Annotated in this window: 19 protein-coding genes; 3 read left to right on the top strand and 16 right to left on the bottom strand. The window is 42.8% G+C overall.

The genetic code is table 11. From position 1 onward, the window contains the following. Positions 1-76: 76 nt before the first annotated feature. From B3763_RS08830 to B3763_RS08765, 14 genes are all read right to left on the bottom strand, one after another. On the bottom strand, positions 77-244 hold the full coding sequence (locus B3763_RS08830) for a hypothetical protein (RefSeq protein WP_286745782.1): 168 nt from the start codon (positions 242-244) through the stop codon (positions 77-79). Then, positions 241-1,275 carry a virulence RhuM family protein gene (locus tag B3763_RS08825; protein ID WP_286745811.1) on the bottom strand — a complete coding sequence of 345 codons (1,035 nt, stop codon included), beginning with the start codon at positions 1,273-1,275 and terminating at the stop codon, positions 241-243. The genes B3763_RS08830 and B3763_RS08825 overlap by 4 nt, the downstream gene beginning before the upstream one ends. Then, a complete protein-coding gene (locus B3763_RS08820) occupies positions 1,268-3,877 on the bottom strand; it encodes a DEAD/DEAH box helicase family protein (RefSeq protein WP_286745780.1) in 2,610 nt (869 codons plus the stop codon). The genes B3763_RS08825 and B3763_RS08820 overlap by 8 nt, the downstream gene beginning before the upstream one ends. Continuing rightward, a complete protein-coding gene (gene dinD, locus B3763_RS08815) occupies positions 3,870-4,727 on the bottom strand; it encodes a DNA damage-inducible protein D (protein WP_286745778.1) in 858 nt (285 codons plus the stop codon). Before dinD ends, B3763_RS08820 begins: the two co-directional genes overlap by 8 nt. Next, positions 4,724-5,158: a GxxExxY protein gene (locus B3763_RS08810; protein WP_286745776.1), complete on the bottom strand. Its 435-nt coding sequence runs from the start codon at positions 5,156-5,158 to the stop codon at positions 4,724-4,726. Before B3763_RS08810 ends, dinD begins: the two co-directional genes overlap by 4 nt. 2 nt (positions 5,159-5,160) lie before the next feature. Beyond that, positions 5,161-7,038 carry a DNA methyltransferase gene (locus B3763_RS08805; RefSeq protein ID WP_286745774.1) on the bottom strand — a complete coding sequence of 626 codons (1,878 nt, stop codon included), beginning with the start codon at positions 7,036-7,038 and terminating at the stop codon, positions 5,161-5,163. Positions 7,039-7,040: 2 nt separating this feature from the next. Next, a complete protein-coding gene (locus B3763_RS08800) occupies positions 7,041-7,337 on the bottom strand; it encodes a helix-turn-helix domain-containing protein (RefSeq protein WP_286745772.1) in 297 nt (98 codons plus the stop codon). Positions 7,338-7,515: 178 nt separating this feature from the next. Then, on the bottom strand, positions 7,516-8,898 hold the full coding sequence (gene mnmE, locus B3763_RS08795) for a tRNA uridine-5-carboxymethylaminomethyl(34) synthesis GTPase MnmE (protein WP_286745770.1): 1,383 nt from the start codon (positions 8,896-8,898) through the stop codon (positions 7,516-7,518). A 949-nt stretch (positions 8,899-9,847) separates the two neighbouring features. Next, positions 9,848-10,753 (bottom strand): metal ABC transporter permease, encoded by a 906-nt coding sequence (locus B3763_RS08790; RefSeq protein ID WP_189631042.1) that lies wholly within the window; start codon positions 10,751-10,753, stop codon positions 9,848-9,850. A 103-nt stretch (positions 10,754-10,856) separates the two neighbouring features. Further along, the gene (locus B3763_RS08785; RefSeq protein ID WP_286745767.1) at positions 10,857-12,143 is read right to left on the bottom strand and encodes a metal ABC transporter permease; all 1,287 of its coding nucleotides are present in this window, start codon (positions 12,141-12,143) and stop codon (positions 10,857-10,859) included. Between the two features lies 1 nt (position 12,144). Continuing rightward, positions 12,145-12,936: a metal ABC transporter ATP-binding protein gene (locus B3763_RS08780; protein WP_189631427.1), complete on the bottom strand. Its 792-nt coding sequence runs from the start codon at positions 12,934-12,936 to the stop codon at positions 12,145-12,147. 164 nt (positions 12,937-13,100) lie between these two features. Next, positions 13,101-14,018 carry a metal ABC transporter solute-binding protein, Zn/Mn family gene (locus tag B3763_RS08775; protein WP_286745764.1) on the bottom strand — a complete coding sequence of 306 codons (918 nt, stop codon included), beginning with the start codon at positions 14,016-14,018 and terminating at the stop codon, positions 13,101-13,103. Further along, on the bottom strand, positions 14,015-14,692 hold the full coding sequence (locus B3763_RS08770; RefSeq protein ID WP_229838710.1) for a metal-dependent transcriptional regulator: 678 nt from the start codon (positions 14,690-14,692) through the stop codon (positions 14,015-14,017). The genes B3763_RS08775 and B3763_RS08770 overlap by 4 nt, the downstream gene beginning before the upstream one ends. 182 nt (positions 14,693-14,874) lie before the next feature. Next, positions 14,875-15,999 carry a hypothetical protein gene (locus B3763_RS08765; RefSeq protein WP_286745761.1) on the bottom strand — a complete coding sequence of 375 codons (1,125 nt, stop codon included), beginning with the start codon at positions 15,997-15,999 and terminating at the stop codon, positions 14,875-14,877. A gap of 35 nt (positions 16,000-16,034) precedes the next feature. Between B3763_RS08765 and B3763_RS08760 the strand changes: the two genes are divergently transcribed. Continuing rightward, on the top strand, positions 16,035-16,847 hold the full coding sequence (locus tag B3763_RS08760) for a 2,3,4,5-tetrahydropyridine-2,6-dicarboxylate N-succinyltransferase (protein ID WP_189631046.1): 813 nt from the start codon (positions 16,035-16,037) through the stop codon (positions 16,845-16,847). A gap of 266 nt (positions 16,848-17,113) precedes the next feature. Further along, complete coding sequence (locus B3763_RS08755) at positions 17,114-17,713, top strand: tetratricopeptide repeat protein (protein WP_189631047.1); 600 nt, start codon at positions 17,114-17,116, stop codon at positions 17,711-17,713. 16 nt (positions 17,714-17,729) lie between these two features. Here the strand turns inward: B3763_RS08755 and B3763_RS08750 are convergent, their stop codons facing one another. Continuing rightward, positions 17,730-18,749, bottom strand: a complete 1,020-nt coding sequence (locus B3763_RS08750) for a DNA/RNA non-specific endonuclease (RefSeq protein WP_286745759.1) — start codon at positions 18,747-18,749, stop codon at positions 17,730-17,732. Positions 18,750-18,842: 93 nt separating this feature from the next. Between B3763_RS08750 and B3763_RS08745 the strand changes: the two genes are divergently transcribed. Further along, positions 18,843-22,328: an amidohydrolase family protein gene (locus tag B3763_RS08745; RefSeq protein ID WP_286745758.1), complete on the top strand. Its 3,486-nt coding sequence runs from the start codon at positions 18,843-18,845 to the stop codon at positions 22,326-22,328. 208 nt (positions 22,329-22,536) lie between these two features. Here B3763_RS08745 and B3763_RS08740 read toward each other — a convergent pair. Continuing rightward, positions 22,537-22,768, bottom strand: a 232-nt coding sequence (locus B3763_RS08740; protein WP_286745757.1) for a nuclear transport factor 2 family protein, incomplete at its 5' end; no start/stop codon positions are given.

Raw genomic sequence — 22,768 nt, 5'->3', positions numbered from 1 at the left:
GCTCTATTTATGTCATTGCAATATTACGATAGGATTTTTTGAGTAGCAAAAATTTATTCTTGGTATAGATTGGTGTTTACAAAAACCACAAATTGTTCTTGCCGTAAGGCGGTATTTCTTCACCTACGAAATGAGGGGCGATTTGAGCCACCATTTCGGGAATGTCCTGATCTGAAAAGTAAAAAGTGATTGGCATTTTAGGCCAATCGAATGTCAGTATGTTGAAGAATAGCGAACTTTTCATTTCTTGCCTTTGCCTTTCTTGGTGATTCGCTTCACTTCTTTGTCAAAGTCAGATTCAAACTCTTTGTCTTGTACTACTCGGTATTTACTGTATTCTTTTTCGGCTAATTGCTTGGCAATAGAGGCTGATATTTTACCCGCATCTTTCAGCACCTTGTAGTCATTGAATTGTAAAAAAGCATCTAAGCGGCTAACCCAATCCACCATTTTCATGGGATTTTGTTTTTCAGCTTGTAGCTCGGCAAAGTCAAGGTACATGGTCACTATACGGTTTAGGTCTTTCAGTTCCTTTTCACTCAGGTAGTTTTTGGCTACCGATACATCTGTTTTCAGGATTTTGCCCTGTGGGGCGTTTTTCCATGTGGTAAGCCCCATGTGGGGTTTGTCCGAATCGGCACGTTCTTTTATAATTTCTGCTGCGGTATGGCCTGTAATAGCCCAGTGAAGTTTGTTTTGAACTGTTTTGTAAAAGGTTTGGGTAATCTCTGCCTTAGGGTCATAATCTATACTGCATTGAGCGTATATGTCGGTGATTTTTTGGTAGAATCGTCTTTCACTGGCTCGTATCTCACGGATACGTTCAAGCAATTCATCAAAATAATCTTTACCGAATAGGGCAGAACCTTGCTTGAGACGTTCATCATCCATGGCAAAGCCCTTGATAATGTATTCCCTGAGTATCTTAGTAGCCCAAATACGGAACTGTGTACCCCGTTGCGACTTTACCCGATAGCCAACTGAAATGATTACGTCCAGGTTGTAATATTCCAATTCACGGGATACTTCTCTTTCGCCTTCCATTCGAACTGTCCGGAATTTCCGGACAGTTGACTCTCGCTCTAATTCGCCTTCTTCAAATACATTACCAATATGCTCACTAATGGTTCGTTTGTCTCTATCGAATAACTCTTGCATGGCTTTTTGGGTAAGCCATACGGTTTCATCCTGTAAAAGCACATCTACCTTTACCTCTCCACTTTGGGAAACATAAAGAAGAAACTCCGATTGATTGGGGGTGAGGCTGTTATCCATAGTACTCTTGTAGTTTCTTCTCAAAATCTGTCCTTGTTAAGGTCTCATTGTAGAACGGCATCCCCACCAATTTGTATTCCTTATTTTCAAAGACTGTTTCAAGTTGGTATTCTTCTTCAATCTGGGTTAGAAATTCCTGCTTCCATTCATCATTCTTGATTAGGTGCTGACCTTTTGGCTCTATGAAGATTTGATAGAATAGGTACTTCTTCTCGACTTCCTTTTTCAGGTAAAGCACAAAATCAGGCTCTACTGCACGGCCATCATCAAAGGCAAACAGCTTGAAGAATCTTTCATTTCTGAGTAGGTACACATCTTCATATTCCTTTGATAGTTCTGTATGGGCTTGCTTGATAAACTTGACAAGGTATTTCTCTTCTGAAGTACCGTAGTTGTCATTGTGTGCGTACCATTCTTCTTGGCCTAAATCAATGAGAAGGTCTGCATTGCTAGGTGCTGCCTGTGAACGGCCATATTCTGCATCACCATCTTCATTTACAGTAATGTTCAATACTTTGTCCTTGAACAAATACGGCAAGCCTTTAGGCCTGAAGGATTTAGAACCAACAAAATCAATGGCAATGCTCTGAATCTGTTTGGCCGTATCATCAAAGGCTTGAATACAGGCCTGAAGAAACATATCGGGAGTAGGAGATTCTACTTGTTCTTTTGTACCCGACAACTCTACTGAAATGGTATTGGCATAGTTATCATCTGTAATAAACTGCTCAACTGAATCCAAATGAGGAAAGTGCTTTTTTAGGTTGTTGAAACGATAGAACTTGAGCTTGCTCAATGCTTTCAGTCTGATTCTATAATCTATCTGATTGAGCTTGTAGGTCTTTTGGTCTCTTTGAAGGTTGTCAGTTGAAGATTGAAAAGCAATGCTTACACTGGTGTAACCTGTAGCGAGTTTTACCTTATGAACCTTATCTCTCAGGTGTTTTGGCAGTTCTTTTACTTCTTCCCGTTGATTGGGCACTTTTTCATTTACATAGACAAGGCCGCTCTTGTAGAAGTCTGTTTCTTTAAACTCGGGCTTCAGGAACAATTCTACTTGCTTGGTTTTTGAGTCTTTCAGACCAATGTCTTCAAGTGCTTTATTCAGTTCAGAAATGTATCGAGGATTATAGGCTGCATGATAGTACAGTTCTTCACAAATTCGGAGAGGGTTGGTAAGGTCCTTATCATATTTCCTTTTGTACTTGTCTTGGTCTTCTGACAATTTGAAAGGACAGTAACGAGCACCACGACCAATAAGCTGAGCTTCTGACATGGTAGTCTTTCCAACTTTACCTGTTTTAGTGTCGGCATCCCTGGAATCATAAAGCCTTACAATATCGAATAGGTTAAGCACGTCCCAACCTTCATTGAGCTTATCAACAGCGAATACCGCACGGTATTCGTTGTTTTCATCTTCTAGGTTATTGATTATGAGCTGCTTTTCTTCTGAATCAGACTTGCTGTCAACTGAAATGCATTTGTCTTCTGAGAAGTCTTCTTTCAACTCTTGAATCAGGTTCTCAATAGTAACTCCATTGGATTCAAAGTATGCCTTTGCTTCTGTTATGGCGTTGTTGGTATTGGCCGCATAGACTTTATCAATATCGGATTTGGACAGGGATTTAATCCCTTCCACAAACTCTGTAAAGAAAGCTGCACTTTCATCAATCTTTTTTGACTTGAAGAGTACAACAGGCTTAATGTGCCAACCATTCTTTTCAAATACTTTTCTGCGGTACTGGTTCAGAATAATTGCCTGTAAGGCTCTTTGAAATGGATCTATCTCCGCTTGTAGAATCTTCACTTCTTTGGAGTATAAATCCTTCTTGAATTGTTTTAAGGGATAATCGAATATGAGTTTATCCTTGTACTTTTCCGCAATGGCTGCATTGGCTAAATCAGCTGTTGCAGTAAACTCTAATAGGTAATTATCCTTTGAAGCATTGAAGATTTTGGTCACGGTCTTTTCCCAACTCAACTTGTCTTCTAATTCACCTTTGGTCAGCTTCTTATTGTTTTTAGTATCAGCGTTAATGTGGTGGGCTTCATCAGAAATCAGGACAATTTTCTTGTCTTCAAAATCTTCATAGGTGAGACTGTTTTCTTTGGGATTGTTTAGGTCTGAATGTAAACCGTGAATGGTGGTGAACACTATGTTTATATCGTCTTCATTTACTCCTTCAAAAGACTCAACTTCTTTAACGTTAATCCTTTGTTCCGCAATAGAAATCGTTTCAGCAAAGAGGTATTTTGTGGAGGCATCATTCAAGAAATTGTCTCTGGTCTTCTCAATAATGGTATTGCTGTTTACGAAGAATATAAAGTTTCGGTAGCCCAACTCATATAGGTGGAGCATGCAGCCTGCCATCATCATAGTTTTACCGCTACCTGTAGCCATGTGAAACAATAGCTGAGTAGGAAAAATCTTGCCCGGATATTTTTCTGTATAAAAAATGAACCTTGAAAAGGCTTCTTCCTGGTAGGGGCGAAGCTCAAACTTAGGATTAAGATTCGTTGTTATATATGCAGGAATTTCAGGACGAGGAACGCCCATTTCAAACCCTGCTGAAATCTTTTGTTCTAGGGTTTGACTACTCATTATTATTGTCTTTTAAGGAGTCTGGACTTATGCCTAATTTCTTTTCTTCAGATTTAACTCTGCGCTCTAACTTTTTTATGTCTTCTTCGGGCGGTAAGTTCTCTGGTACAATTTCTCTGTCTAAAAGTATTTTCCTTACCGAGCGGTTATTGGTAATGTGTTCTGCTGAAATACTTCTTTCACTGGATAGTCCTTTCTCCTTGGTATTGAAAATGGTAATCTCCGTAGCAAAGTCTTTAGCCTTAATCGTAATGGTGGGTAGAAAGTCTGCCAATGGCCGATTGTCAGGAACGCCCAAACGTTTTTTCATTTGCTTTGTAGAGTTACCACCAAACAGGGCAGTATCGCCCTTACTTCTGATTAACGCAAAATTTCTGTCACTACCTGTTTTTTCAAAGATTAGCGTGCTCAGTTCTTTTTCAGATAAAGAGAGTTTGCTTCTGGCTTGCAGACGTTCCCAATCTTTTATTCTTTGCTCTATTATCTCCAACTTGCGGGTTTGTACTGCAAAATAGTTTTGTGCAAATGCTATCGCTTCTTTCTTTGGGTCTCCGTTTTGAGCAATGAGGTAACAGGCATAGCGAGTAAGCATGAAATCTTGAACTTCGCGTTGTGAACCTGAGCCTAGATTGACCATTTTCCCGACTTCAGCAAAATGGTCGTCAATATCATTGCCACTGGCTTCACATGAAGTCTTGGCTTTGTGAATGACCTTCAAGAAATTATCCCATTTTGAATAACCTAACAAGTGTTGTAAATCCCTTGCTAACCAAAACTCAATACCACTTTCCGTTTTGTTGGCGTAATCTTCAAATGTTTGGGTAAGGCCTGATATTATGTCTTGTTTCATTTGTCTGCACCTTGATTTTTAGGATTATTTAATTGCCATGATTTATTGAAAATGCGTTTGAACTGAAGACTTCTTGCACCGAAATTGATTAGCAACCCTGTTTGCAAATTGTATGCTTCCAGATAATTCATAGCCTGAGCTAAATGCACATCTTCCAGCTTAATAACCGCTTTTAATTCCACCATCACAAAGCCTTCTACTAAAAAGTCTGCCCTGCGTAAGCCTACATCTTCCCCTTTGTAAAAAATGGGCATCTCTACTTCCCTTCTATGTTCTATACCCTGATTGGCTAACTCCAAAGACAAACAACGCTGGTAAATCACTTCCTGAAAACCATTGCCCAATGTGTTATGAACTTCCATAGCGCATCCAATGATCTTATGGGTAAGCTCATCTTGTTTTTCCTTTGGCACAAAATCAATCCTGGTCATCCTTACATCTTATAAAAATCACGGTTAAGACGTTTTTCCTCCTCTGAGATATTGTAGGTCTTGTCTTCAATATCTGCGTAGTTTATGTACAAGTGATTCTTGTCAATGGTGGAGATCAATAATTTCTTCTGGTCATCAAGCTCTAATTGCTCAAAGGAATCAATGTTGGCATCAAATTCAGAAGGTGATACCCGGTAAGAAATGAAGGGCTCTTCTTTTAATTCATTCCATAAGGCAATCGCTTCCTTAGTGCTTTTAAGAGTTTCTATTTTGGAAATGTAGCTTGCTGCATTTTCAGCTAATTCAGCATAAACAAATGAGCCACCGCCTTTCCAATTGACTTTTTCTGAAATACCCCCTTGCTCGCCTTCAATTACTTTTTTCAATCTCAATTTGGTCACCGATTCTACATAGTCCATTTGCTCAATCGTGATAAATTGCCTCTTCATTTTATGGGCTACTGCCGCTGTTGTGCCGCTTCCTGCGAAAAAGTCTAGGACTATGTCACCTTCTTTAGTGGCGATATGAATAATGCGTTCTAATAATCGTTCGGGTTTAGGGGTCATAAAAGCCTTAGTGCCGAAAATTGCTTCTATCTCTTTCTTGGCGTTATCATTATGTCCAACTTCATCAAATAGCCAAATAGAACCTGGAACTATTCCCTGTTGTACTTCATTTAGGTATCTTTTAAGTTGAGGGGCACCTTTACCATCTTTTCCAAAGAAGATTCGGTTTTCTTCTAACCACTTTTCAATTGTTTCTTTATTTGCTCTCCAACAGCTTCCCTGCTTTGGGAGGTATTCTTTTTTCGTGTTAGGATTTGTTATCGGAAAGACATAATCTTCAGAAAAGGAACGGACTAATAAATTATCGCTTCTCCATCGACCTTTTCCATCGTTATCATCATACTTGTAGAGCTTGTTTTGCTTTTCTGTTCGAGGTAGTAGGTTTCTTTCAAAACGGTCACTTCTTTGATATACAAGAATATGATCATGAAAATCAGCAATTCCTTTTGTGTCATTTGAAGCAGCATATTTTTTCTGCCATATGACATTTGCTAAAAAATTCTCACGACCAAAAACTGAATCGCAAAGCACTTTCAAGTAATGAGATTCATCGTCATCAATATTTATCCAAATTGAGCCATCATGAGTTAACAGCTCTTTTGCAACTTCCAATCTATTTTTGACAAACACTAACCAACTTGCATGGTTAAAACGGTCGTTATACCCAAATCCATCTCCACCTGTATTGTAGGGTGGATCAATATATATCAGCTTTACCTCCCCTTTATAAACCGTTTTCAGTGAGTGCAACGCAAGAAGGTTATTTCCTTTTATCATAAGATTATCCTTGTTAGAAACAGTTGTTGGCACATGTTCACCTTTCTTATCGTATTTCTTCCAATTGTTAAGGACTTTCGGCTCAAACAATCGGTCTATTTCATCACTTGCTAAGGTTTCATTCCAAAAAATCTCTTTTCTCTTTTGGTCTTCTTTGGTTTGCCCACCTTCAAGCACACAGTCTTTGTATGGAAAATCAAGCACTACTTCATTCGCTTCTGTGAGGTATTCACCATTTGCCGTAAGGCCAATCTTGTTTTTGAAGGCAGTATAGCTATCGGGTAAGAACTGCTTGTTAGATACAAACTGTTGGAACTTCACTTTATCAAACACCTGGACACCTTCACCGCCCTTCGTTCGGTCAGGAACGGTGGTGAAGAAATGCTTTTTGGTGGTATCATCTTTTAATAGAATTGTGAGTAGTTCAGCATCTAATTTTAAGGCGGCTTCTACCACATTATTCTTAAATAGCTTACCATCCTTACAGAATGACTCATTCTTAGATAGTACTTCTTTTACATGCTCAAATAGCTGCATTCTTATTTCTTTTGAGTGTTATATGTTACCCGCTCTTCTGCCACTTTAAGGGCGTTCTGAGCATCTTCTTCATCCTTTACCAAGTCATATACCTGATCTGCTAACCAAATGGTTAGCAACTCATGTACATCAGTATCTAAAAGGTCTGCAAGCAAGAGCACTTGTTCTCGTTTAGCCCGTCTTTCGCCCCGTTCTATCTTACTGAACATAGGAGTGTCTATTTCAAGACTGGCGGCTAGTTGGCGTTGCAAAAGTTCTTTACGCTCACGCAGCTCTTTTATTCGTTCACCAAATTGCATGACCTGTTATTTTATGACTTGTCAATATTTGGTTAATATAAGAAACGAATAGCGTAGTAAAAGCAAATAATTCGCAGAAGTTGGTTTGGGGAAAAGGGAGGGTTAGCAACAAATAAAAGAAGTAAAAACAGCTTAAAATGCACTAAAAGAAGGGTTTAGCGTATAAAGTGAAAAGTAATTACTTTCCGATACAAAACTTGCTGAAAATATTCGCCAGCAAATCATCTGTGGTGATTTCTCCGGTGATCTCACCAAGATAATGGAGCGCTTGGCGGATATCCATGGCCACAAAGTCATTGGTGACTTGGTTGTCAATGCCTTCGATGACGTTCATGAGGGCATTTTTGGTTTGTAAGAGGGAGTCGTAATGACGGATATTTGTCACCACGGTATCGCCCCGTTTGAACTTGTTGAGGTTCACGAGTTCTAGAATTCGCTCTTTGAGCAACTCCACATGCTCCGGCTCTTTGGCGGTAAGGAAAAGCATATCAGGGTGTTGATTTTGGAGCTTTTCAACCAAAGCTTCATCTACCTTATCCAGTTTGTTACCGACTTTCAGGAATGGCACCCCAGTGTTTTCGAGTACATTGATCTCCTTGTTCATTTCCACAATATCTACCTGAGAAAGGTCGAAAAGGTAGATGATCATGGATGCCGTTTTCATTTTGGCTTGGGTTCGCTCCACCCCAATTTTCTCAATCGCATCGGTAGTTTCACGCAAACCCGCAGTATCGATAAATCGGAAGGCTACTCCACCAATCACGATTTCATCTTCGATAAAATCGCGGGTAGTACCGGCAATGTCGGAAACTATGGCTTTTTCCTCTTTTAGCAGGGCGTTGAGAAGGGTAGATTTACCGGCATTGGGCTTACCGGCAATCACCGTGGGTACTCCGTTTTTGATCACGTTACCCAGGTCAAAACTTTGTATAAGCGCATTTACAACCGTTAAAAGTCGGTTCACAAGGTCTTTCAGGTCATCTCTGCTAGCGAATTCTACATCTTCTTCGCCAAAGTCGAGTTCCAACTCAATCATAGAGGCAAAATGAATTAACTCCTCGCGAAGCTTTTTGATCTCACCAGAGAACCCACCACGCATCTGATTCAGAGCTGCATTATGAGCCGCTTCGGTATCGGCATTGATGAGGTCGGCCACTGCTTCAGCTTGAGCTAAATCGAACTGTCCGTTCATAAAGGCACGTTTGGTGAATTCACCCGGCTTGGCCGGTCTGGCTCCTTTTCTGATCAAAAGTTGGATAATCTGCTTGATGATGAAGTTGGAGCCATGGCAGGATATTTCTACCACGTTCTCTTTGGTAAAGGATTTTGGGGCAATGAACAATGAAACCAACACCTCATCTAAAATGCGGTTGTCCTCATCGCGAATTGTACCAAAATGAATCGTGTGTGACTCCTGTTTTGCAAGGTCTTTTCCTTTAAAAACCTTATTGGTGATGTTGATTGCCTCTTTTCCACTTAAACGAATTACCCCAATGGCACCAACTCCCTGGGGGGTGGCCAAAGCGATTATCGTATCATCATTTTGCAGGAGATTTTGCATGCTGCAAAGATAGGTTTTCGAATGAATAGATGTTTATGTCTCAAATTCTAAATGGTAAGGCCAGTTCGCAACTAATTCTTTTCTAGTCTGCGTTGTTGTCAAGTATGGCTAATTGTAAAGAGAAGCGAGTGCTTTTGCTGTGTGGTGTAATGCTTTTTACGACATTACTTTGTTTCTCCCAACGTTGTTATGGATTGATTGTAGTATAGTCTCAGTTTCAATAATAGGCGATAAACAATGAACAAGCCCTGTGTTAGATCCTTCGGCCATGCTCAGGATAGGAAAGAGAAGTTTCGTTCTTAGCAATTAACCGAATAACGAATAATCTCGAACAGACCCTGTGTCAGATCCTTCGGCCATGCTCAGGATAGGAAAGAGAAGTTTCGTTCTTGGTAATTAACCGAATAACCAATAATCTCGAACAGGCCCTGTGTTGGACCCTTCGGCTATGCTCAGGATAGGAAAGTGAAGTTTCGTTCTTAGCAATTAACCGAATAACGAATAATCTCCAACAAGCCTTGCGTCAGACCCTTCAACTACGCTTAGGACAGGAGAGGGAGGTCTCCTTCTTTACGATTAACCAATAACGAATGAACAATGAACAAGCCCTGTGTTAGATCCTTCGGCCATGCTCAGGATAGGAAAGTGAAGTTTCGTTCTTAGTAATTAACCGAATAACCAATAATCTCCAACAAGCCCTGTGTCGGATCCTTCAACTACGCTTAGGACAGGAGAGGGAGGTCTCCTTCTTTACGATTAACCAATAACGAATGAGCAATGAACAAGCCCTGTGTCAGATCCTTCGGCTGGGCTCAGGATGGGAAAAGGAGTAGGTAAGGGTTGAATAACGAAGAGCGGTTAACGACTAACCATTAGCAGCTTCCCTCAATGATATCAATAAACCTTTCTCTTGGGAAGGAAGAAAAGGGTATCAAAATAGCTTTCGCTACTAGGAGAGAGGTGCTTCAGTTTTGAGTCTTTGTGCTTCTTTTCGTTGGAGTCTTTTCTTCATAAGCACTCCATGGCCGGGAGAAAAGAGGAAGGTGATCCCGAACAGAATACCTATGATGGTAACAATAGCACCGGCAATGGAACCATCGACCCAAACAGCAAGGTAGTAGCCGAGCGCGCTACTGACAATGGCCACAAAAACGGTAATAATCATCATGGTTTGGAACCGGTCGGTGAGGAGGTAGGCAATGGCCGCTGGCCCGACAAGCAAGGCTACAACAAGAATGGCTCCTACAGAATCGAAGGCGGCTACAGTAGTCATGGATACAGCTCCCATTAAGAGGTAGTTCCAAAGCGACACTGAAACCCCTATGGTAGCTGCAAAAGCCGGATCGAAGGTGGTTAAATGTAGCTGTTTAAAGCCAATGCGAATAAAGGCAACATTCACTATGAGTGTCATGGCAGCTACATAAAGGGCTCTTGGACCAAATATGGTACCGTTATCTCCAATCCATAAATCGATTGGGACATAGGCAATTTCACCATAGAGTACGCATTCCTGATCGAGGTCTACCTGGCCCGCAAAAACAGAGATAAGAATTACACCCAAAGCAAACAGCCAGGTAAAAGTAACTCCTATGGCTGCATCGGTTTGTAGTCGGGCTTTATGATGAAAAAATTCGATAAGGAAAGTGCTGAAGATACCGATTAGTGCAGCACCGAGTATCATTTCGAACGAATCGCGGGTACCGGTAAGCAAAAAAGCAATCACTATGCCGGGCAATACGGCATGAGAAATGGCATCACCTACCATGGCCATTTTTCTGAGAATCAGAAAGCAACCAAGCAGGCCACAGGAAATGGCAAACAGAGTAGCCGTTAGTATGATATAAAAAGCATCCATCCGAATCAGTTGTCGGTTAATTGTTGTTTAGTTATCGGTAATATTTTTCATTACAATCTCTTGCCTAAAGCTTACTGTCTTCGTCTTCCGTCTTTTAGCCACTTCAATACGGTATCTTTTCTTCATGCGGATCCACTTCAGGATATTCCAGCATTTTTTCCAATCTTTTTTCCAATTCGGGGGTAATAATGTGCTCTATGGTTTCGGCATCTTCATGCACATGATCGGGATCAATTTTCATGTATTTGGAAAGATATAACTCCCAGAGCCTGTGTAGTTTGACCACCCGTTGCCCTTTTTGTCGGCCGGCTTCGGTGTATCGCCAATGCCCGTTTTCTTTGGTAATGAAACCTTCTCGCCTAAGTCTTCTCAGCGAACTTCTCAATCGGTCTTTTGGAAAAAAACGTTCCTCAACAATTTCTTCAATGCTGCGTGCTTTATAAATATCTGCATCTTTTTCTCCCAGATGATAGAGCTCTTTGAGCAAGTTTTCGTCCATAATCATTCGTTGTAGCCTTCTTTGCTGAACTCCGCGGGAAATAATACCTCGCTTTGGGGCTATGAAGAAGGAGGTGAGCGCAATGGCAGAAATAATCATTACAATCCACGGGCCTGTGGGCATAGCCGGAGCCACATAACTTACGTAAGCTCCTGAAAGACCGGAAACTCCGCCCATAATGGCTGCTAAAACGGTCATTATTCGTACATCGTTGGTCCAAAAGCGGGCCGCTGCGGCCGGAGTAATCAACATGGCGGCCATTAGCACTACTCCCACAGCCTGAATACCGGTAACCACAGCCAGCACTGTGAGCGAGGTGAGTAGTAAATCCATCCCTTTTACGGGTAGCCCAAGAGCTTTGGCGTAGCTGGCATCGAAGGCAATTAGCTTCAGTTCTTTAAAAAACAGTGCTACGGTAACCAGCAGTACAATAGCCACAATGCCAAAAACTTGTAAGTCTTGGCCCACCAATGCGGCTGCTTTACCAAATAAAAAAGAATCGAGGCCTGTTTGAGCTGCATTTCCGGAATGCTGAATATGAGTGAGCAGGAGTATGCCAATGCCAAAGAAAACAGATAGAATGAGGGCAATGGCGGTATCTTCTTTGATCTTAGTTTTAAGGGTAATGTTATCGATGATGACCAGAGATAGCCAGCCGGTGACAAAAGCTCCTATAATTAGCCAAAGAGGGTTTTTTGTGCCGGAAAGTATGAAGGCCAGGCATATGCCGGGCAATACCGAATGCGCCACAGCATCGCCAACCAGGGCTTTCTTTTTAAGAAAAGTGAAAGTCCCGACTACTGCCGAAGAGGCACTCAGAAGTACGGCACCCACTGTTACGGCAATTATGCTTGGATCGCTGAAAGAAAAGAATTCCTGTAAGGGTTCCATATCAGTATTTCTCCCGGCTGGGTATTTGCCTTTTCCGAACCAATTCGCCCACCTCGGCCAATACGGTGAGTTTTCCTCCATAAGTTTCCTGTAGCATTTCATTGGTAAATACCTTATCGATAGGGCCGGAAGCTACAAGTCTCATGTTAAGCAGTACTATCCAATCGAAAAACTCTGCAGCCGACTGTAGGTCGTGGTGCACCACTATTACGGTTTTGCCCTGTGCCGTCATTTCTTGCATAATGGAAAGTATGGCTGCTTCGGTTGCCGCATCCACTCCTGCAAAGGGTTCGTCCATAAAGTATAGATCGGCCTCCTGAGCTAGTGCTCTGGCCAGAAAAACCCGTTGCTGCTGCCCACCGGAAAGTTGGGATATTTGTCGGTCTACATAGGCTTCCATTCCCACCTTTCTCAAGCAGTTTAAGGCCATTTCTTTATCGGCTTTTCTGGGGCGTGTGAGCAAACCTAGCTTGGCGTAACGCCCCATCAGCACCACATCCAGCACAGAGGTGGGGAAATCCCAGTCTACACTTTCGCGTTGCGGCACATAGCTTACTCTATGCCTCACATCGTCCAGTGCTTCATCGAATATTCTCACATAACCAGAGGCTAAAGGAAGCAAGCCCATGGCCGACTTAATCAGGGTTGACTTTCCCGCTCCATTTGGTCCGATAATTCCAATAAGTGCGCCTTTGGGCAAAGTCATGTCAATATTCCAGAGTACTGGCTTCTTATGATATGACACCGTCAAATCATGAAATTCTACTACTGGTTCTTGTGCTTCTACTTTCATTTCTTCCTTCCTTAAGTACCCCCTAAATCCCCTAAAGGGGACTTTCGAATTTTTGACACCCTTTCGAGCCGGGGTCTTGTGCTTCTATTTTCTTCGTTCCGTTTCAGGTTTTATGTTCAATGTTCCAGGTGTTTTCGTAAAACCTTGAACCATGAACTTTAAACTCATTTCAATGCTTCAACTATGGTTTTAACATTGGCTCTTACCATGCCCAAATAGGTTCCCTCAGGGGTTCCGGCAGCGCCCATGGCATCAGAAAATAGGCTTCCTCCAATTTTCACTTCGTGGCCTTTCTGTTCACAGCCTTCCACAATGGCTTTTATGTTCTTTTCGGAAACCGAGGTTTCTACAAAAACTGCATTTATCTGTTTTTCAACAATAAAGTTGATAAGGTCTACCCGGTCTTTCAGTCCAAACTCGGAGAGTGTAGAAATACCCTGTAGCCCGCGTACTTCCAGGCCATATGCCCTACCGAAATAACTAAAAGCATCGTGAGCGGTAATCATTATCCGCTTGGTAGGGGGGATGGTTTGGATTTGCTCCGTGACCCACTCATGGAGCTCAGCAAATTGCCTGCGCAGAGCTTCAGCATTGGCAATAAAATAATCACGGTTTTCCGGTCGGGCTTCAATCAATGTATTGGTTACTTCCACAATGGTTTGGCTCCAAAGGCTTACATCGAACCAGATGTGCGGGTCGTATGTGCCCTGATATACCGGGCTATCGAGTAATAAGTTCTTTTCAATACCTCTGGCCACCGGAATCACTGTTTTTATGCGTTCCAGTTTTTCGAATACCTCGCCCATTTTACCTTCGAGGTGTAGACCGTTATAGAAAATAATATCGGCTTGTTGCAGGCGTGCCAGGTCGCCTTGTGTAGCCTTGTAGAGATGTGGGTCTACACCAGGGCCCATTAGGGCTGTTACCGTTACAGAGTCTTTACCTACGTTTTTGACCACATCGGCAATCATGCCGGTAGTGGTTACAACATTTAGTTTACCGACAGTTTTCTGGCTGGTTTTAGGTTGGCAGCCGAAAAGAATCAATACGGCCAACAGTGCAATGTGTAGAGGTTTAATCATAGCGGTGTTACTAGTATATTTTGGGCAGCGGCCGGAGATACGGTGGTGCTTTTATTTTGGTTTATGGTAATGTCTACAGAGCCATCGAACTCATTGTGATCATCTATTCGCAAGGTGGTGCCAATCGATATACCCACCTTGTCCAAATATTTTAAGAAGGCCGAACTGGAATCATTTACGGTAATTACTTTGCAGCTCTGTCCTGCTTCTATATTGCAGAGGGGTTCCTTCTTTACTGTAGAAAAGACTCCGTTCTCATCGGGTATGGGGTCGCCATGCGGATCGTGCTTAGGAAAGCCCAAAAACTCATCTAGTTTACTTATCAGTAGGGGAGATTTAATGTGCTCTAATTGTTCGGCAATATCGTGCACTTCGTCCCAATGAAAATTTAGCTTTTCAACCAAGAATACTTCCCAGAGCCTGTGCTTACGAATTATTTTGAGCGCAATCTCTTTGCCTTTCTCCGAGATATGAACCCCGCGATATTTCTGATAGTCCACCACTTTCTTTTTAGAGAGTTTGCGGATCATATCGCTTACTGAGGCCGGAGTAGTGTTCATTTCTATGGCTATGGCATTGGTGTTTACACTTTCCTGTCCGTGGTTAGACAGGTGGTAAATAGCCTTTATGTAGTTTTCTTCCGATAGACTATACACGTAATTAAAATTTGACACAAATATATATTTTAGATTTATCTAAAAAAAATGTATTGATAATCTAAACTATTCGAAATATGCTCCATATTGCTGATTTAAAGCTTGTTAGTTGGGTAGATAAAAATTTTTAGACAAAACTAAAAATGAGAGAAGTGGCTGTTGGTAAGGTTGGCTTAAACTCTGCAGAAGGGGTTGTTAGCTCATTGCCCGGAGAGTTCCTCTAATAAGTTCAGTAGTTTCGGCTTCTCACTCGACCAAAGGCTGGAAGAAGCATTACCCCTATCGTAGAAGGTTTTGGTCTTCATGGTGTTCAACAAGGTCTTTGCATCAAAGTCATCAGGGTTAACTTCAATGGCCGCATTAAACTCGGCACAGAACTGCAACCATGTGGGGTTGTTGAGCAGTAGAATAGGCAGTTTATTGGCGGTATACTCAAAAAGCCTGGTGAGTATTTTGTCGTCATTAATACCTCCATTCGAGCGTTTTAGTACAAAACCAAAATCGGCCTTTTGAATGGCTTCAATAATCTCCAGGTGCGGAACGAGGTGATCCCCGCCATTTAGTTCTATGAATTCATAGTGCTCTATTTCCTTATGAAGACGCATAAGGTCTTTTTTAAGAGCACAATAGCCTACAATGCGGAGCCTGACTTTCGGGTCGCATAAATGAAGCGATTTGGTGATGTCTATGGCATCAAACACCCCATTAGACTCAGAAATGGTGCCTGTATATAGCAGGTCTATATATTCAGGGTCGGGGTTGCGGTAGGCCGTAGACTCATGTGTTTGTTGTGCATATTTATTTTCGATTACGGTTACTCGTTTTGAAAGAAAGGGGAGTTGTTTGTTGTACACCCTTTCTGCAAGAATATAATGGTTGATAAAGGGCCTGCTCAGCCATTCTTTCATTCGTACCCACACGGCCAGAAACGGACGGACAGCGGGATGGAAAACCTGGGTGAAACGAATATTCTTTACATAATTTTCTCTTAAATCATAGATGAGTTTGCTGCCAAATAAAATTTTGTAAACACTGCTAACTATCAGTAATTCATGGGTGTTAGCTATTATTATTTCAGGTTTTAGTTGAATGTACTTTTTGAATACTTTGAAGGGATGAATAAGGCGCTGAAAGCTCAAACGCCCGAAGGGACCATGAGGGTGAAAAGTAATGCCTTCATGTGTACGGACATTTTTTGAATCAAAGCCTATGATATTAATATCATATTTATTTGTTTCAGCCATTGAAAGGCCGAATTTCTCATACATGCGGGTGTCATCTATTGGCTTAAGCAGCGAGGCAATTACTACTTTGGTCTTTTTCATCAACAGTATTAAAGTTAAAATTTTCTGCGATATAAATGGAACTAAAAGACATCATCGAAAGAGCTTGGGAAGACCGCACATTACTCAATGATAAGGAGGTGGTAATTGCCATCAAAACTATTATTGAAGATTTGGATAGAGGAGATAAGCGTGTGGCCACTCCCACAGAAGAAGGTTGGGTAGTTAATGAATGGGTAAAAAAGGCGGTGATTCTTTACTTCCCTATTCAGAAAATGCAAACCATTGAAGTTGGGCCGTTTGAGTTTCACGATAAAATGAAGCTCAAAACCGGATATGAACAGAAAGGAGTCCGTGTGGTTCCTCATGCCGTGGCCAGATATGGAGCCTACATTAGCAGTGGCGTTATTCTAATGCCATCCTATGTAAACATTGGAGCTTATGTGGATGCCGGCACTATGGTAGATACCTGGGCTACGGTTGGTAGCTGCGCCCAGATCGGTAAAAACGTACACCTAAGTGGTGGGGTAGGTATTGGTGGAGTGTTGGAGCCTCTACAGGCTGCTCCTGTAATTATTGAAGACAATGCCTTTATTGGCTCGCGATGTATAGTGGTGGAAGGCGTTAGAGTAGGTAAGGAAGCGGTGTTAGGGGCTAACGTGACACTTACAGCTAGCACCAAAATTATTGATGTGACAGGTTCTGAACCTGTAGAATACAAGGGCTATGTGCCTGAGCGATCCGTAGTTATTCCGGGCTCCTATACTAAAAAGTTCCCGGCAGGAGAGTACCAGGTTCCTACAGCCTTGATTATCGGAAAACGCAAAGAAAGTACGGATAAGAAAACCTCACTCAATGATGCGCTTAGAGAAAACAATGTAGCCGTCTAGAATTGAATGAGAATTTCCCGTTTTGGGAGCGATAATATTGTATGAATTTATATAAGCCACTGATTTTCAGTGGCTTATTTTTTTGGTCTTTAGCTTGTCTTTTATAGGGTAGTTGTTTGAGTTTTTGACATTGGGTAGCGGACACCTGTCCGCTTTAGGGTAGACCTTTCACCCTACCTGAGGAAAGGGGGCTTAGTGCCCCCTTTTTCTTTTATTCTGATGTTTAAAGGGCTAACTTTGCAGCCGCAATTTGAAAAACAGATAAAATGAAAAAGTTGATAGGGTTGATTTGGGTGCTGATGATGGTGGTGTTTTCAGCTTGTAATTCTGATGTAACCAGAGAGGCCGATGTGCTGTTTAAAGACGGCAAATACAATGAGGCCATTGAATCCTATACCGAATACCTTTCTACGAAACCAAAAGACATAAAATCACTTTACAACAGAGGTAGAGCCTATGAAGAAGTGGGCCAACTGGAGGAAGCCAGAGAGGACTTCGAAGCAGTTTTGGCTATTGATGAGACCAATGTGAACGCCAACCTGAGCATGGGCAAGTATTGGTATAACTCCAAAGATTTTACCAAAGCTATTTATTATTTCGATAAAGTGATTCAGGTAGATGGAAGGGTGTCTACTGCCTATCTGCTAAAAGGTCGTTCCCATCATCAATTGGGTGATTTCGATGAAGCAAAAGCCAATTACGACCAAGCCATAAACTTCGATAATGAGAATGCCGAAGCGTTCTTGTATAGGGGTGCTTTGAAAGTGGCTTTAAATCAATCCAAGGGTGCTTGCAATGACCTGAACCGCGCCAGGGCTTTGGGGTCAGAAGAGGCTAAAGACGCTATTGCCAGGTATTGCAAGTAGTTCCGTCAATGTGGTATTAGTCGAAGTTCCAACGGCTGGTCATCACCGTACTTTCGAGCATATTTTCCAGCTCATCGGGTATGGAAGGAAAGAAATCGAGCCGGGTGAGTCTTTCTATTTCATCGATAGTTACCACAAAAGAACTTAGCTCATTCGAAGATTTTTCGTTTTTCATAAGAAATGCAATGGCCTTGATTTCCGGCCTGTCAATATCTAGCACAATCTTGTAGTAATATTCAGGCACCGATACCTTATTTGGCCCAATACTTTTGAGTCCGGATTTCAACACCGGGCCCGTAACCACATATACCACTCCATTTTCTTTAGCCCAGTCTCGCACTTTCGATTCCAGTTTTTTCCAAATGCCTCTGTTAAACCCGGGATCTTGCGGACTCATATTACTCATATAAAAACTCTGAGAAAGGGCAAATTCATCATATGAAAAGTCTGCGGCAGGAGCCAAATGACCACGGTCGTAGCCTGAGCCCCTGTAGTCGGCCAGTGAAGCCGATCCGGTTCGAACCCTTGGATCTTCCCTAAAATCATCGGCTCTATCGAAAGTGGGACGGTTAAGCGAATCAGCCACTAATTTGTATGCAACCCACATGGCTTGCTCATGGTCTTCGTTGTAGCGCAGGGTATAATAAGGTCTTTCTATAATGGCATCATTCGTGTTGTATGCCGGCCACATGAAGTCAAATGCAGAGGTAAAGTATAAATCAAATTCACTGTAGTTAAGATCTTCATTATTAGAAGGTTCAGGGGTTGATTCAGGAGCTGATATTACCTCACTTCCTGTGTTTTCAGATCCCGGCTCAGCTTTAATAGGGTCACCATTGAGGGGCGATTCTAACCTGAATTCTCTGATGGACTCAGGCACCAATTCTCCTTCGCGCAAGGCCAGACCGGTGTAGCCCAGTCCACCTAAAATTAAGACTCCAAGGATAAATTTGCCAAGACTAAAGCCAGAGCTGTTCTTTTTGCTTCCCGCTCTACTGCTGGTTTTTCGTGAAGCTGCTTTTCGTTTCTGAGCCATTCCGGTTTTTTCGCAATGTTAATTATTATTCAGCTTACTGCGTAACCGATATTTCTTAAATTCAAGACTGTTTACAAACTAATCAACTAAGCTATGACGCATTCAACTCAATGGAAGGCTACCGTACATAGAGTACTTTTATGCCTCTTTATTGGTCTTGTCTGGTTAGGGGTGGGAGTACAGCCTGCTCATGCCTTTTGGCAAGACGATAAGTCCGATACCTCAAAATTCAACCAAAAAACCTACAAAGATTTGCCCCTCAAGGCCGATCGACTGCTTGAGTTTAATACCAAGGAAGGTACCTGGCTTTCTGTAGACGTTTCACCCGATGGAAAAACTATTGCTTTCGATATGCTGGGAGACCTGTATACCATGCCTATTTCGGGAGGAAAGGCTACACGGATTACCGATGGTATGGCCTACGATACGCACCCTCGCTATAGTCCGGATGGAAAAAGCATTGTGTTTACCTCAGACAGAAGCGGTTCGGACAATGCCTGGATTATGAACCTGGAAACAAAAGAATTCACTCAGATTACTAAGGGCAACAATGAGTGGGTGCAATCGGCCGAATGGTCGCCTGACGGTGACTATGTAGTGGTATCGAAAGGCCGCAGAAACTTAAAGTTATTTATGTACCACAAAGATGGTGGTGGAGGCTTTCAGCTTATCGATGAGCCAAGCAGCCTGAAAGTGATTGAGCCGGCATTTTCGGCCGATGGTCGATACATCTATTTTTCGCAGCGCAATGGTGCGTGGAATTACAATGCGCAGTTACCTCAGTACCAAATTGGTATGTATGACAGAGAGAACGGGCAGCGGGCTACCATTACCAGCCGTTATGGGTCGGCCTTTACGCCAACTCTCTCACCTGACGGGCGATGGATGGTGTATGGCTCTCGTTATGAAGACCAAACGGGCTTGGTGTTGAGAAACCTTTCAACAGGTGATGAAAGGTGGTTGGCCTATCCGATTCAGCGCGATGAACAGGAGTCTATAGCTCCGCTAGGAGTATTGCCTGCCATGTCTTTTACACCCGATTCCAAAGAAGTAATTACCTCATGGGGAGGAAAACTCTATAGGGTAGCCATTGAAGGAGGAAAGGCTACCGAGATACCCCTGGACGTGGATGTGAAGTTAGAAATGGGCCCCCGCCTCAAGTTTGAATACCCTATTTCGGACGACCCGAACATGGTGGTGACACAGATTCGCGATGGAGTGCCCTCACCGGATGGTACTCAACTGGCTTTTACGGCACTCAACCGACTGTATGTAATGAAAATACCCAATGGTGAACCCAAAAGACTCACCGATTTTGAGATGACTGAAGCCATGCCCACCTGGTCGCCAGATGGTAAAATGATAGCTTTTGTTACCTGGTCCGATACAGATGGTGGGGCTATTTACAAAGTGAATGTGGAAGGGCGCCCACGTCCGGTTAAACTCACCAAAACACCAGCTATTTATCAGACACCCGCCTGGGCGGCCAACAATAGAATTGTGTTTACCAAGGGAAGCGCACAAAACCTAAAAGATGCCTCTGGTCCGGGAGCACCAAGAGCCGATGAGGACCTTTGCTGGATTTCTGCCGATGGAGGAGATATTAACTTTATAATGAAAACCCAGGGAAAAGGAGGGCCGCACTTTGTAAAAGGTAGCGACCGAATTTACCTGAGTGGTTTCAATGGATTGAGCTCCGTAAGGTGGGACGGTACCGATGAAAAGGAAATCGTAAAAATTACCGGAATTACCACTTACGGTTCTATCGCTGATCATCACCATGCGCCATACGAAGTGTACGATCCCTGGTCTCAGCAAGCTGCCACGAGCGCAGGTGGCACCTCGCTCGAAGAAGGTGAGGGATGGCGTGAAAATAACCCTCCATCCAGAGCTACAGCCATATATATGGCTCCTGAAGGAGATAAAGCCATGGCACTCATAAACAATGATATTTACGTAGTAACGGTGCCAAAACTTGGACAAACTCCAACTATTTCCGTCTCAAACCCCGAAAGTGCACAGTTTCCGGCAATGAAACTGACTGAAATTGGTGGTCAGTTTCCGGCTTGGTCGGCCGATGCAAAAAAGGTTCACTGGTCAATTGGTAATGCCCATTTTATCTATGACCTGAACGCTGCCGAGGCCTATGCAGATAGTGTGAAAATGGCGAAAAAGGCAGAGGCAGAAGCCAAAAAGACTGAGGAGAAAGACGAAGAAAAGAAAGAAGAGGCCAAAGAAGATACTAAGGAGGAGAAAAAGAAGGACGAAGGCTACAAACCTCATGAATTCAGAGTAAAAGTAATGGCCAAAAAAGACATACCGCAAGGTGTGGCTTTGTTGAAAGGCGCCCGAATTATTACTATGAATGGTAATGAGGTGATTGAAAATGGAGACGTTCTAATAGAGAATGCACGAATCAAGGCCGTTGGAGCCAGTGGCACACTTGATGTACCAAGGGGAGCTCAGGTATTCGACATGACGGGTAAAACAATAGTGCCGGGCTTTGTAGACACTCACGCACACATGTGGCCGGCCTGGGGACTTCATAAAAATCAGGTTTGGGTATATGCCGCTAACCTGGCTTACGGAGTAACTACTACGCGAGACCCTCAAACGGCAACTACCGATGTTTTAACCTATGCCGATTTGGTAGAAACAGGCGATTTGTATGGTCCTAGGGTCTACTCAACCGGCCCGGGTGTAGGTTTCTGGATGTACAACCTCAAAGATCTGGATCATACCAAGCGTGTACTAAAACAGTACAGTGAGTACTACAACACCAAGACCATAAAAATGTATTTGGTGGGTAACAGAAAGCAGAGACAATGGGTTATTGAAGCTGCGAAAGAGCAGCAACTGATGCCTACTACTGAGGGTGGTTTGGATTTTAAACTGAATATGACCCAGATGATTGACGGATACCCCGGCCATGAGCACTCACTGCCAATTGCTCCGCTTTACAAAGATGTAACCTACGCGGTGGCACAATCTAAAATGGCTTACACACCAACCTTACTGGTGTCTTATGGTGGTCCCTGGTCTGAAAATTACTTCTACAGCAGAGAAAACCCTTATCACGACAAAAAGCTGCAACATTTTACGCCATACGATGAACTGGCTTCTAAATCCAGAAGAAGACCAGGGTGGTTTATGGACGAAGAACATGTTTTTGAAAAACACAGTGAAGGGGTGAATGCCGTGGTGAAACAAGGTGGCTTGGCAGGTATTGGTAGCCACGGACAGTTACAAGGTTTGGGTTATCATTGGGAATTGTGGTCTGTTGGAGCTAAAATGGCTCCTCACGATGCATTAAAGGCAGCTACTATTTTAGGAGCAACAGCGATTGGCTTAGAAAAAGACCTGGGCTCCATAGAAGCAGGTAAGCTGGCCGACCTTGTCATACTTAATGACAACCCTCTTAATAACCTGAGAAATACGAACAAGATTTATCAGGTTATGAAGAATGGAAGACTCTATGATGCCAATACTCTGGATGAGGTTTATCCACGCAAGCGTAAGGCAGAACCCTTCTATTGGCACCAGTCCAAACCAGAAGGACTGCCGGGGCTTAAAAAGTAGTATGATATTGGAGATTTGTTGATGAACCGGTGGGGGAAACCCTGCCGGTTTTTGTTTTCAGTCTACCAATAGTAGCTCGCGCTGAGGACCTTTTATGTGCTGTGAGTTTGATCGATAAAGGTTCAGAGCATTCCCAGACAAGTGCGGATGACTTCAATCCAAGAAGCCCGGAGGAGTGCTTGTCCCCCGAGTCTTCCTGATAGGCTAGTTATTCTACATGAACAAAAAGTTTATTGACAATTAACCACCGATTGTTGAAACAAGCCAGAGATAAAAAGTCATAGTAGTTAAACCCTAGCATGGGTATGCGAACTTTGGCGGTGGCTACATTATCCAGCACCTCAACAGCCAGTATTTCCATGGCAAAGCTCTCTCCAAGACTTTCAGGGCTTTTTCTGTTTTTTACCCCTTTCAAGTACTCCTCCAGGTTTTTTTCATAG

This window comes from Roseivirga sp. UBA1976 (assembly GCF_002336325.1).
In the GTDB taxonomy this organism is placed as follows: domain Bacteria; phylum Bacteroidota; class Bacteroidia; order Cytophagales; family Cyclobacteriaceae; genus Roseivirga; species Roseivirga thermotolerans.
This window is presented reverse-complemented; position numbering and strand designations above follow the sequence as displayed.